Source organism: Nocardiopsis sp. RV163, from assembly GCF_001029525.1.
Classification (GTDB): Bacteria; Actinomycetota; Actinomycetes; order Streptosporangiales; family Streptosporangiaceae; genus Nocardiopsis; species Nocardiopsis dassonvillei.
Map to the genome: position 1 here is coordinate 1 of NZ_LEKI01000010.1, position 12,675 is coordinate 12,675.

At 72.9% G+C, this 12,675-nt stretch carries 7 protein-coding genes and 1 pseudogene; 5 read left to right on the plus strand and 3 right to left on the minus strand.

The window, feature by feature from the left end; genetic code table 11:
* The first annotated feature begins 412 nt into the window (after positions 1–412).
* Together ABD54_RS03345 and ABD54_RS03350 are read left to right on the plus strand one after the other, a co-directional pair.
* Positions 413–1,081 (plus strand): response regulator transcription factor, encoded by a 669-nt coding sequence (locus ABD54_RS03345; protein ID WP_013154850.1) that lies wholly within the window; start codon positions 413–415, stop codon positions 1,079–1,081.
* 63 nt (positions 1,082–1,144) lie between these two features.
* A complete protein-coding gene (locus tag ABD54_RS03350) occupies positions 1,145–2,431 on the plus strand; it encodes a HAMP domain-containing sensor histidine kinase (protein WP_047867963.1) in 1,287 nt (428 codons plus the stop codon).
* 21 nt (positions 2,432–2,452) lie between these two features.
* Here the strand turns inward: ABD54_RS03350 and ABD54_RS26960 are convergent.
* The 3 genes and pseudogenes from ABD54_RS26960 to wecB all read right to left on the minus strand — a co-directional run.
* Positions 2,453–4,624, minus strand: a pseudogene (locus tag ABD54_RS26960) (glycosyltransferase); the annotation flags it as partial.
* A gap of 65 nt (positions 4,625–4,689) precedes the next feature.
* On the minus strand, positions 4,690–6,405 hold the full coding sequence (locus ABD54_RS03380; RefSeq protein ID WP_047867969.1) for a hypothetical protein: 1,716 nt from the start codon (positions 6,403–6,405) through the stop codon (positions 4,690–4,692).
* A gap of 330 nt (positions 6,406–6,735) precedes the next feature.
* Positions 6,736–7,845 (minus strand): non-hydrolyzing UDP-N-acetylglucosamine 2-epimerase, encoded by a 1,110-nt coding sequence (wecB, locus tag ABD54_RS03385; RefSeq protein WP_047867970.1) that lies wholly within the window; start codon positions 7,843–7,845, stop codon positions 6,736–6,738.
* Positions 7,846–8,074: 229 nt separating this feature from the next.
* Between wecB and ABD54_RS03390 the strand changes: the two genes are divergently transcribed.
* The 3 genes from ABD54_RS03390 (at position 8,075) to ABD54_RS03400 (ending at position 12,666) form a co-directional block, all read left to right on the plus strand.
* Entirely contained in the window at positions 8,075–9,802 is a 1,728-nt protein-coding gene (locus ABD54_RS03390) for a glycosyltransferase family 4 protein (protein ID WP_082166679.1), read from the plus strand.
* A gap of 102 nt (positions 9,803–9,904) precedes the next feature.
* The gene (locus ABD54_RS03395) at positions 9,905–11,269 is read left to right on the plus strand and encodes a nucleotide sugar dehydrogenase (protein ID WP_047867972.1); all 1,365 of its coding nucleotides are present in this window, start codon (positions 9,905–9,907) and stop codon (positions 11,267–11,269) included.
* A gap of 242 nt (positions 11,270–11,511) precedes the next feature.
* Positions 11,512–12,666, plus strand: a complete 1,155-nt coding sequence (locus tag ABD54_RS03400) for a glycosyltransferase (RefSeq protein ID WP_047867973.1) — start codon at positions 11,512–11,514, stop codon at positions 12,664–12,666.
* Positions 12,667–12,675 lie beyond the last annotated feature (9 nt).

The window sequence follows — 12,675 nt, forward strand, 5'->3', positions numbered from 1 at the left end:
TGCGGACCCTGTGCGCCCTGTGGGCGCCCGGCTCCGGGGGGAGGCGGCCCTCCCCGGGGCGGGTGCGCACCCGGCGGCGGCGAACTGTCGGGGTTCACGTACGTTCTCCTCGCTCTCGGGACTGGTGACGGGCGCCTCGGCTCCACGCCTCGCCGTCCTGACACCGACTTACCAAACGTTTTGCAATGAATCGTCCCATTTTATTCACCACACTGTTCACCGGGGGGCGCGATCCGGACGACGTGGAACCCGAAGCAAGCTTCCCATTATCACCATGTAAGTGTAAAGAAAAGTAACAAGATGGCCAATTGAACCTTTTGCCCGTTATGTGATTAGCGTATTTTCGACCAACCTTGGGACATCCGGCGCGCATAATAGGGAAATGCGCGTCCCCGGACCTACGATCGGCAACATGACCTGCGTTTTGCTGGCCGAAGACGATGTCTCGATCTCCGAGCCTCTCGCGCGCGCGCTCCGGCGCGAGGGCTACACGGTGGACGTGACCGTCAACGGCGTTGAGACACTCGACCGTGCCCGTGCGGGAGACATAGACCTCATGGTCCTGGATCTCGGGCTGCCCGAAATGGACGGCCTCGAGGTGGCGCGTCGGCTCCGGGCCGAGGGCCACGGAACGCCGATCCTCATCCTGACCGCCCGCGCCGACGAGGTCGACACCGTCGTCGGCCTCGACGCGGGCGCCGACGACTACGTCACCAAGCCCTTCCGGCTCGCCGAACTCCTGGCGCGCGTGCGCGCCCTGCTGCGCCGGGGCGGCGCCGAGGTGCCCGTCGTGCACGGCGTGCGCATCGACAACGACTCCCGCCGGGCCTGGCTGGGCGAACGCGAACTCCAGCTCACCACCAAGGAGTTCGACCTGCTGCGCGTGCTCGTCCGCGACGCGGGCAAGGTGGTCACCCGCGAGCAGATCATGCGCGAGGTGTGGGACACCAACTGGTGGGGTTCGACCAAGACCCTGGACATGCACATCTCCTGGCTGCGCCGCAAGCTGGGGGACGACGCAAACCAGCCGTCGTACATCACGACCGTCCGGGGTGTGGGCTTCCGGTTCGAGCGAGACTGACGCGACCTCTCGGGGCGCCCCGCGCCGGTCGGTCGCCTCCGGGTCGCACGGACATGAGGTGACATGCGCAGGCGGATGGTTTTCTCCACCCTGGTGGTGACCGTCATCGCCGTCATGCTGCTCGGGCTGCCCTTGGGCGCGCTCACGTACAAGCTGGTGTACGACGAGAGCACCCGCCAGCTCCAGGGCGAGGCGGAGCTGATCGGCGCCGAGAGCGACACCATGCTGGAGCTGCACGGCCAGCTCGACCTGGGCGAGTTCGACCGCGACCATCCGCACCGCTTCATCCGGATCACCCCGGCGGAGGAGCCCACCTCGGTGACCGCGGGCGATCCCGCGCTCGACCCCGAGGCGCCGGACTCCCCGAGCATGCTCAAGGCCACCGCGACCACCGGCCGGGGCACGCGCGTCGAGGTGTGGATGAGCGCCGAGAGCGTGCAGCAGAGCGTGGTCCGCGCCTGGATGGGGATCGCGTCGCTGTCCCTGCTGGCCATCGGCGTCGCCGTGGGCCTGTCGATGTTCCAGGCCCGCAGGCTGACCCTGCCCCTGCTCGACCTGGCGGCCACCGCCGAGCGCCTGGGCTCGGGCGTGACCACGCCGTGGGGCCACCGGTACGGGATACCGGAGGCCGACCGGGTGGCGGAGGTGCTGGACCGCAGCGCCGAGCGTATCGCCGGGCTGATCGCCACCGAGCGGCACTTCGCTACCGACGCCTCGCACCAGCTGCGCACGCCGCTGACCGCGCTGACGATGCGCCTGGAGGAGATCCTGGCCGAGGCGGACAACCCCCAGGCGGTCCGTGAGGAGGGCGAGGCCGCCCTGGCCCAGACCGAGCGCCTGGTGGAGACCGTGGAGAGCCTGCTGGGACGGGCCCGCAAGAGCCAGAACCCCGAGGTGGAGGCGGTGGAGATCGACCCCGTCCTGCACCACCTCCAGGAGGAGTGGCAGCCGGTCTTCCAGTCCGCCCAGCGCAGGCTGCTGGTCACCGGGGACACGGGACTGACCGCGATGACCGTCTCCACCGACCTGGCGCAGATCCTCGCGACCCTGGTGGAGAACGCCTACAAGCACGGCGCGGGAACGGTCACCATCCGGCGGCTGGACACCGGGCAGTCGGTGCGCATCGAGGTGAGCGACGAGGGCGAGGGCGTGCCCGAGCGCCTGTCCGGCCGGATCTTCGAGCGCGAGGTGAGCGGCGGGGGCGGAACCGGTCTGGGCTTGGCCCTGGCCCGCCACATCGCCGAATCCGAGGGGGCCCGGATCGAGCTGGTGCAGACCAAGCCGACCACCTTCGCGCTGTTCCTGCCCGCGGGCGCGGGGGGCCTGTCCAAGATGACGGGCCCGGTGTAGGCGCCGGGGCCCCGCGAGGGGCGCGGCGGAGTGCTCAGCCCGGGGCGCCCTGCCGCGGACCACCAGGTCGCTCCACAGCGACCGCACCCGGGACAGGCCGTAGGCGGTGGTGACCTCCTCGCGTGCGCGCGCGGCCTCGGCGGAGAACCGCCCCTCGCTGACGGTCGCGTGGATGGCCTCGGCCATCGCCACGGCGTCGTCGTGGATCCAGTGCGGGTCGTAGATGGTGTCCGCGCCCGGCCACGGCAGCAGGGCGGGCACGCCGCCCGAGGCGGCGCACTCGGCGGGCGCCAGGTGGAAGGACTCGTCGTCGCTGGTGGAGAGCATGAAGCCCACCCGCCGCAGCCAGGTGGCCACGTCCGGACCGAAGGGGTCGAACACCACCCCGGCGGCGAGGCGCTCGTCGCGCTGGATCCGCCGGTAGACGCGCTCGAAGTAGGCGCGCTCCTCCGGCCGGTTCCAGATCCACCAGTACTCCCACGGCTGCTTGGTCTTGACCGAGAGCGTGTACCGAGGGTCCATGCGCCGCAGCTCGGCGAGGACGTCCAGGCCCCGGTCCAGCCGCTTGCGCGAGGGCGCGATGCCGACCATGCCCAGGGAGTACTCGGCCCCGGGGAGCTTGGGGCGGCCGAGCTGCTCGTCGTCCACCCAGTTGGGGACCACGACCACCTTCCCGGAGGGCCACCCGGTGATCTCGCGGGTCAGGTCGGCGTAGTGGGGGCTCACGCACACCACCGCGTCGACCTTGTCGATGTCGAGCTTGCGGGGCCACTCCGCGTAGAGCTCGAAGCGGTGCAGCCGCACGATGAGCCGCTGGTCGGGGCGCTTCCACTTGGAGTAGAACAGCGCGTTGGGCCCGCACCACTCGCAGATCACCACGTCGGCCCAGGCGGCCAGCTCACGGGAGCGGTACTGGTCGTGGGTGCTCAGCCCCTCCCACTCGTCCATGCGCACGTCGAGGCCGGGCAGCGAGTCCAGGTACTCGGCCAGGCGGGTGAAGAACTTCATGTCGTGCCCGGCGATGACCACCTTGAGCGGCCGCTCGGGGTCGGCGCCCCCGGGGACGGGCGGCAGGGCGTCGGCGAGGTAGCCGCGCAGCCGCTCGGCGGCCCGCTCCAGCGTGTGGTCGGCCGCGGCGGCGCGGCAGCGCGCGGCGGCGTCCGCGTAGACCGCGCGGTCGCCGTGGGCTCGGGCCACCACGTCGGCGACCGAGGCGACGTCGGTCCCGGCGAAGAGCGGGTAGTCGGCGCCCAGCATGGCCTCGTGCATGGGCGTGCGGTTGAGCACCACCGGCAGGCCGAGCGCGCCCAGCTCCAACACCTTGGTGGACAGCTCCAGGCTGGCGTCCATGGACGGGTCGCGCCAGGACAGCCCGAAGCCGCACTCGGCGGCCTGGCCCAGCGCCTCGGCTCGCGACATCCCGCCGCGCCAGTCCACGTTCGGGGTGCCCTCCAGGGCCCTGCGCATGTTCTTGGCCCAGTCGGCGGGTTCGGCGTGGATCTTGTCGCCGATCATCACCAGTTCGGCGTCCACCCCGCGCCGCGCCAGCTCGGCGGGCAGTTCGGTCATCTCCAGGGTGTTCCAGCGCGGCGCGAACTTGCCGGTGTAGGCCAGGCGGGCCCGGCCGCCGTTGCCGCCCTCGGCCCGCACCTCCTCGGGGACGACCACCACCGGCGGGAACAGGACCGACCGGCCGCAGGCGGCGGGCACCGTCGACTCCAGGAAGGCGCGCAGCTCCTCCGTCTGGCAGAGCAGGAACCGCGAGGCCAGGGCGATCTCGGTGAGCTCGGCGGTGGCGGTGGCGGTCAGCTCCCCGACACTGTGCGGGAAGTCGGTCAGGTAGGTCCACAGGCGGCCCGCCAGCGCCTCCTCCTGGGCGGCCAGCCCCGCCAGGCGGCGCCCGCGCACGACGACGAGGTCGAAGGGCTTGCGCTCGTGGTGCCTGGTCATGAGGGTGACGGCCTGCTCCGGGGTGAGCCCCCTCGGCCCCAGGTCGGGCAGCGCCTTGTCCTCGTAGGGCCGCAGCAGCCGGACCCCGGGCGCCCTGGTGAGCGGCTCGGTGAGCCGGTCGGTGCGCACGGGCGCCTTCAGCAGCAGGGTCACCTCGCATCCGGCGGCGGCCAGGGCCTGCGCCATCGACTGCGCCCAGATCGCGGAACCGTCGATGATGTTGAGGTCCACGTCCCCGTACAGGAGTGCGCGCGGAGGCGGTGTGCTCACGTTCTTCCCTTCGGATGCTTTCTCGTTGCCCGTACGGCTCATCCGACGGCGCCGGTCGAGGCGTCGGCCGCGTCGGACACGGGGTCCTCCGCGTCGTCGCCCGTGCCGTGGTCGGGGCCCAGGGCCAGAAGCCGGGTGCCGCGGCGGTTCCACTCCGCCGGGTCCCAGGCGCGCCTCAGCAGCGTGGTGCGGACCAGCTCCGGCACGACCGCGCTGACGAAGACGTACTGACGGTCCGCGGTGTCCGGACGGTCGAAGAAGCCGTGCTCGCCCGGCTCGGCGGCCAAGACGTCGACGGTACCGACCGCGTCCGCGTCCGTGCACTCCACCGCGCACACCAGGTCGGCCAGGCGCCTGCGGCCGACCGGGGCGGTCCACAGGTGCGACCACGGCGCGGTGGCGCGCTCGGCCAGGGCGGCCCAGGGCTCCCCGACGCGGACGCCGGGCTCGTCTCGGGTGAGTTCCTCCGGGGTGTCAGGGGCGTTGAAGCGCACCGAGCGCACGGTGACGCCCTCGGCCCGCAGCCGCTGGATACCGGGCAGGCGGGAGGCCGTGCCGGGCACGACCACCTCGGCGGGCCTGAGCGCGGCGGCCAGCAGGTCGTCGGCGAGCCGGTCGGCGTCGGCCTCCCCCGCCGGGTCGGCCAGGACGGCCACGGACCGGCCGCGCAGGGGCAGTTCGCCGCCGGGCGTGCCGGGCGGGAAGTCCAGGCCGTCCAGGATCTCGGCCAGGCGGACCGGGGTGGCCTCGCGCAGGAAGACCCGACGGAGCATGCCCCGCTGCTCGGCCGCGCTGGGCTCCTCGGCGCGCATGCGCGGCACCGTGACGGCCAGGCCCTCCCCCGCTGTCACCGCGCGGGTGCCGCAGGCCCGGGCCCGGCTGTGCAGCCGGGGCTCCTCGGCGGTCAGGGGCGCCACGACGGCGACGTTGGCGGCGCGCAGGGCGTCGGCCAGGCCGCGCGAGTCCGCCTCCACCACGCCCGCCCCCAGCTCGGCGAGGACGTCGGGGACGGGCTCCTCGCGGTGGACGCGCACGAAGACCGTCTCGGGTCCGGGCGTCAGGTCGGCGGCCACGGGGTTGAACAGGTGCAGGGGGACCCCGGCGTCGCCGCGGTGGACCCTGTCGAAGCCCAGCTCGCGCAGGGCGGGCGGCGAGGGGGTGTCGTCGAGCAGGACCGTGGGGATGCCCCGGGAGGCGGCGGACTCCAGCACCCAGTGCAGGGCGCGGGTGCGGTCGGCCGCCGCGGGGTCGCCCACGTGCGCCCACGGCGAACCGGGGGCGGCGGCCGAGGCCGAGACCAGGACCAGGTCCACGTCGACGCCGTCCATGACGATCTGGGCGTCGTGCGGGCGCAGCGGCACCGCGCGCACGTAGGGGTCGATCGCCTCCGCGATGGAGGGACCGACGACCGTGGCGATGACCAGCAGGTCCTCGCTGCCGCCGCTCAGTCCGGTGAGCAGGCGCGACTCCTGGCGCTCGGCGTCGAAGGAGCGGACCGGCTCGGCGCCGCCGCGGCGGCGGCGCTCGGTGTGCTGGGTGTTGCCGCTGCTGCGCCAGAGGCGGTAGAGGTCACGGGGGAGTTTGACCAGGGACCGGCCGGGGCGCTTGGCGGCGGCCGTGAGCGCCTTGCCCACCTGGAGCGAAGTGGAACCCTCCAGGGCGGCGAGCCGGCTGCGCGCCTCCTGGAGCTGGGCCTCGCGCTCGGCCAGCGCCTGGCGGAGCTGTTCGGTCTGGCTCTGTTCACGCCGTTTCACGGTCTGCCACCTTGTGTTCGGTTCGGTTCGGCGAAACCACCGCGCCGTGCGTCGGGTCCGACTGCCACGTGCGGTGCACCCTACGAGCTCCCGGCCGGGTGCGGATGCCCTTGGCCAGGCGTGTCGCGGACCCGGCGGGGCCCCTGGGGTGCGGGACGGTTGGAGGGACGTGTGCCATGGTGGATCACCTGGACCGCTGCGGGGGAATCGGGGCCGCTCTTCGGCGCGCCCCGCGTGCCTGGACCGGGACCGCGCCCCGTACGGCGCGTTCCCGCGCGCTGGCGTTCCTCGGTGCGGGAACGGGTGCGCGGTGTTCGTGTGTCATCGGGTTCACCTCGACCACTGGGTGAGCACGGAGGCGATGCGCTCCCCGGCGCGACCGTCCCACAGGGGCGGGGTGTCGCCGATCCGCTCCGGGCTGCGCCCGTGCAGGACCTTGGTGACGGCCTGGAGGAGGTCGGCCTCCGTGACGAGCTGGTTGGTGCCGTGGGTGATGGTGACGGGGCGCTCGGTGTTGGGGCGCAGGGTCAGGCAGGGGACGCCGAGGACCGTGGTCTCCTCCTGGACGCCGCCGGAGTCGGTGACCACGGCGGCGGCGCCGCGGGTGAGCGCGACGAAGTCGAGGTAGCCCAGGGGTTCGAGGAGCCGCACGCGCGGGTGGTCGCCGAGTCCGGCCCGGTCGAAGGCGGCCTTGCCGCGAGGGTGCACGGGCATGACCACGTCGGTGAGGTCGGCGATCTCGTGCAGGCGCTCGGCGAGGCGGGCGGCGGTGTCGGGGTCGTCCACGTTCGCGGGCCGGTGCAGGGTGGCGGCGACGTAGCGCTCGGGCAGGTCCAGGCGCTCGCGCAGGGCGCCGGCGTCGAAGCGGTCGAGGTTGCCCAGGAGGGTGTCGATCATGGGGTTGCCGACCAGGTGGACGCGGGAGGGCGGGACGCCCTCGGCGGCCAGGTGGCCGACGGCCTCCGGGCTGGTGGCGAAGCACACGTCGCTGAGCTGGTCGGTGACGCGGCGGTTGATCTCCTCGGGCATGGTGTTGTCGAAGGAGCGCAGCCCAGCCTCCACGTGGGCGACGGGGACGTGCAGCTTGGCGGCGACCAGGGCCGCGGCCACGGTGGAGTTGACGTCTCCGTAGACGACCACCATGCCGGGCCTGCGCCCGGTGAACTCCTTCTCCAGGCCCACCATGAGCGCGGCGGTCTGGGCCGCGTGGGAGCCCGAGCCGACGCCGAGGTCGACGTCGGGGGTGGGCAGGCCCAAGTCGCGGAAGAACACCGCGGACATGCGGTCGTCGTAGTGCTGGCCGGTGTGCACGACCGCCTGGTGCGCGCCCCGTCCGCGCAGGGCGGAGACCACGGGCGCTGCCTTGACGAAGTTGGGGCGCGCGCCGACGACGTGCACGATCCCGGTGTCCTGGCTCCCCAGGGGGGCACTCGTTGCCACGGCTCTCACGTTTCCTTCTGTTGGGGTGGTGTTCCCGCCGTGACCGGCGGGACTGGTGTGGTCCGGCGGCGTTCCTTGCCCGAGCCGTCCCGTCCGTGTCGCCGTGGTGTCACCGCACGGTCACGTCCGCGTGGTTGTGTGACTGACCGTGCATGACACCCAAGCTTCCGAATCCCAGGTTCCGCGTTCGCGCGCCCGCTGGCCGCGGGCGGCGACGTTCACCCTCTCGTTGGCCTGGCGACACCTGCGGGCCGAACCGGCCCGGCTGCCGCTGCTGGCGCTGCGGCTGACGCCCGGTCCGCCCCGGCGCGCGGTGCGCGCCCTGGCCTCCCGGGCGGGCGGCCGCGCCCGCGCCTACGCCCTGTGGGACCAGGGCCGGCGCGCGGACGCGCGCGAGGCGGTGCTCGCCGCGGCGAGCGGTGCCTCCCCCCGCCGGGTGGGCCGCCTGGTGGCGTCCTGCCTGGCGGCGGGAGACGCGGCCACCGCCCGGGAGCTGGTCGAACAGCTTCCGGAGGGCGCCCTTCGAGAGGCCGCGGAGCATCGGACTGCCCTGGCCACGGGACGCGCTGTCGCCGCGTCCCCGTCCACGTCGCCCGACCGTCACGCCATCACGTTAACCCGCGATCCACGAACGCCGCCCGACGCCACGGTGAACGCTCGGCGACCGGAGGCGTCGGAGGGTGAACGGTGGCGTGTGGCCGGGGACCCGGCGTCACCCGGAGCGGGTCTGCGGGTGCTGCACCTGGTGACCAACGCGCTGCCGCACACCAACGCGGGCTACACCCAGCGCACCCACAAGATCGCGGTCGCCCAGCGCGAGGCCGGGATGGACGTGCACGTGGTCACCAGGGCGGGGTACCCCCTGGTCAAGGGCGTTCCCGACCCGCGCACGCTGGTGCGGGTGGACGGCGTCCCCTACCACCGGCTCCTGCCCTGGACCGCGCCCGCCGACGCAGCCCGTGAGCTGGCCGCGGGGGTGCGGCTGGGTTCGGAGCTGGTGGAGGCGCTGCGGCCCGACGTGCTGCACGCCGCGAGCAACCACCACAACGCCCGCCTGGCCCTGGAGCTGGGCCGCAGGTTCGACCTGCCGGTGGTCTACGAGGTCCGGGGCTTCCTGGAGGAGTCCTGGCTCTCGCGCGACCCCTCGCGCAGCGTGGACGACGCCTTCTACCGGGCCGAGCGCGCGAGCGAGACCGAGTGCATGCTGGCCGCCGACCTGGTGGTCACCCTGGGCGAGGCGATGCGCGCCGACATCGAGGCGCGCGGCGTGCCGCGCGAGCGCCTGCTGGTGGTGCCCAACGCGGTGGACGCCTCCTTCCTGGCCCCGCTGCCGCCGGGCGCCGGGGTGCGCGCCGAGCTGGGGATCGGCGGTGAGGACTTCGTGGTGGGCACCACCACCAGCTGTTTCGGCTACGAGGGCCTGGACACCCTGCTGGAGGCGGTGGCCCTGATGCGCGAACGCGGTGGGGCGGCGCACGCCCTGGTGGTGGGGGACGGCCCCGAGCTGCCCGCCCTGCGCTCCTTGGCCGACTCGCTGGGTCTGGAGGGGGCCGCGCACTTCACCGGCCGCGTCCCGGCCGCGCGGGTGCGCGACCACCACGCAGCGCTGGACGTGTTCGCGGTGCCCAGGCGCGACGAGCGGGTGTGCCGTCTGGTCACCCCGCTCAAACCCGTGGAGGCCATGGCCGGCGGGCTTCCGGTGGTGGCCAGTGATCTTCCGGCGTTGCGAGAGATCGTGGAACCGGGAGTGACAGGAGAGTTAATTCCGGCAGGCGAATCGGCGACCCTAGCCGATGTGCTGACAAAACTCGCTTACAGTCGTGAAAAGCGGATCTCCTACGGTGGCGCGGGGCGCGATCTCGTCAGCGACCGCACCTGGGCCGAGGCCGCATACCGCTACAACCAGGCGTATCGGGTTCGGATTCGCGAAATGACCGAACCAGGCCAGAACCCGTAAGTGTGGACAACACGTGCCTACACTCAGACGTCTAACGCACTGAGCAATGGCAGTTCCCGCTATTTACGCCCGTTCACGAGATGAATGCGAGTGTGACCACGAGTGGATGCCGCAGCCTCCAACCCAGCCCTTGTCTCCGAGCAGACCGCCGGCGCGGTCAGCGACCTCGTCGTTCTCGGCCTCGGCTACGTCGGCCTGCCGCTGGCGGCCGAGGCCGTGTCCGCCGGCCTGAAGGTCACCGGTCTGGACGTGAGCAGCCGCGTCGTCGACGGGCTCAACAGCGCCGTCTCGCACGTGGACGACCTCTCCGCGGAGGACGTGCGCGGGATGCTGGACCGCGGTTTCACCGCGACCACCGACCCGGCCTGCCTGTCCGCCACGCGCACCATCGTGATCTGCGTGCCCACGCCCCTGTCGGCGGAGGGCGGCCCGGACCTGGGCGCGGTGACGTCCGCGGCCGAGTCGATCGCCGCCCAACTGCGGCCGGGCACCCTGGTCATCCTGGAGTCGACCACCTACCCCGGCACCACCGAGGAGGTGGTCCGCCCGCTGCTGGAGAGGTCCGGCCTGGTCGCGGGCGCCGACTTCCACCTGGCCTTCTCGCCCGAGCGCATCGACCCCGGCAACCCGACCTTCGGCGTGGCCAACACGCCCAAGGTGGTCGGCGGCCTGACGCAGGAGTGCGGGCAGGCAGCGGCGGAGTTCTACGGCGCCTTCGTGAACACGGTGGTGCGGGCGCGCGGCACCCGCGAGGCGGAGATGGCCAAGCTGCTGGAGAACACCTACCGCCACGTCAACATCGCCCTGGTCAACGAGATGGCCATCTTCTGCCAGGAGCTGGGCGTGGACCTGTGGGACTCCATCGCCGCGGCGGCCACCAAGCCGTTCGGCTTCCAGGCCTTCTACCCGGGTCCGGGTGTGGGCGGCCACTGCATCCCCATCGACCCGAACTACCTGTCGTACAAGGTCAAGACCCTCGGCTACCCGTTCCGGTTCGTGGAGCTGGCCCAGGAGATCAACGGCCGCATGCCCTCCTACGTCATCCAGCGGGCGCAGGAGCTGCTCAACGACTCCGGTCTGGCGCTGTCGCGCTCCAAGGTGCTGCTGCTGGGCGTCACCTACAAGGCCGACATCGCCGACCAGCGCGAGTCCCCGGCCCGGCCGGTGGCGCGCAAGCTGGCCGCCAAGGGCGCCACGCTGACCTACCACGACCCGCACGTGGAGTCCTGGCAGGTCGACGGCGTGGACGTGCCCAGGTCCACCGACCTGGACCGCGCACTGGCCGGGGCCGACCTGACCATCCTGCTCACCGACCACACCGAGTACCGGCCCAAGCGGCTGGAGGAGTACGCGCGGCTGCTCCTGGACACCCGGGGCGTACTGCGCCGCCCCGACCCCGAGACGGACTCCGCGGTCCCCTCGCAGGTAAGGCGCCACGTCACGCGGGAGGGCGTCGAGGTCCTGTGAGCTGAGCAACCGGTCCCGAAGGGCACGCCGATCCGCGAGCACACAGCGTTCATCGGCGTGCCCTTCGGCGTTCACCTTCCCCCGGCCGAAGGTTCACCCGCTGCACTCCGTGCGGCCACCGGGCTTTCCTCGGCGCGTCTTTCCCGTTGAATACCGTGACGAAGAGCTGACACCGCTCCGGCAGGAGCGGTCAGGCCGATCCGCCCGAGAGGGCCTCAGACGGCGACAGGTAGGTGAACTCGATGCACGCGCTCGTGGCCACGGTGGTGCACCACCCGGAGGACGCGCGGATCCTGCACCGGCAGATCCGCGCCCTGTTGGACGCCGGACACAGCGTGACCTATGTGGCGCCGTTCCGCGAGTGCGGGGTGACCCCGTGGTCGGAGCTGCGTTCGGTTGACGTGCCGCGCGCCTCGGGGCGCGAGCGGCTCGCCTCGCTGCGCGCCGCCCGCGCGGTCCTGGCCGAGCAGGCGCCCCTGGCCGACCTGCTCCTCTTCCACGACCCCGAACTCCTGCTGGCCCTGCCGTCCACACGCCCGGTGACGGTGTGGGACGTGCACGAGGACACGGCGGCGGCCCTGCTCACCAAGGCGTGGGTGCCCCGGTCGCTGCGGCGCCCGCTGGGCACGGTGGTGCGCTCCTTCGAGCGGCACGCGGAGCGGCGGATGCGGCTGATGCTGGCCGAGGAGGGGTACCGCTCCCGGTTCCGCATGGAGCACCCGGTCGTGCCCAACACCACCGACGTGCCGGAGTTCCCGGCGCGCGGACCGGGCGACGACCGGATCGTGTACCTGGGCCAGGTGTCCGAGGCGCGCGGGGCGCGCGAACTGGTGGAGCTGGGGCGCATGCTGCGCCCGCACGGCGTGCGCCTGGAGGTCATCGGCGGCGCCGACGCCGGGGTGCGGCCGCTGCTGCGCGGGGCCCAGCAGGAGGACGTCCTGCACTGGTACGGGTTCGTGCCCAACGACCGGGCGCTGAGGATCTGCGCGGGCGCCATGGCGGGGCTGAGCCTGCTGCACGACACGCCCAACTACCGGCACTCGATGCCGACCAAGGTCGTTGAGTACATGGCGCACGGCCTGCCGGTGGTGACCACGCCCAACCCGATGGCGCAGGAACTGGTGACCGGCCGCCCGGAGGGCCCTTCGGGCCTGGTGGTGCCGTTCGGCGACGTGTCGGCCGCGGCGGAGTCGGTGCTGCGTCTGCGCCGGGACGCGGAACTGCGCCGCGAGCTGGCGCGCACCGGGCACCGGATCGCGCGGTCCTCCTTCCACTGGCCGGTCCAGGCGCGCCTGTTCGTCGAACGCCTGGAGGCGTGGGCGGGCGAGGCCTCGGGCGAACCGCTGCACGTGGTGCCGCCCCCGCGGGGTCGTCAGCGCACTCCCGTGCATGATTGACCCCACTTC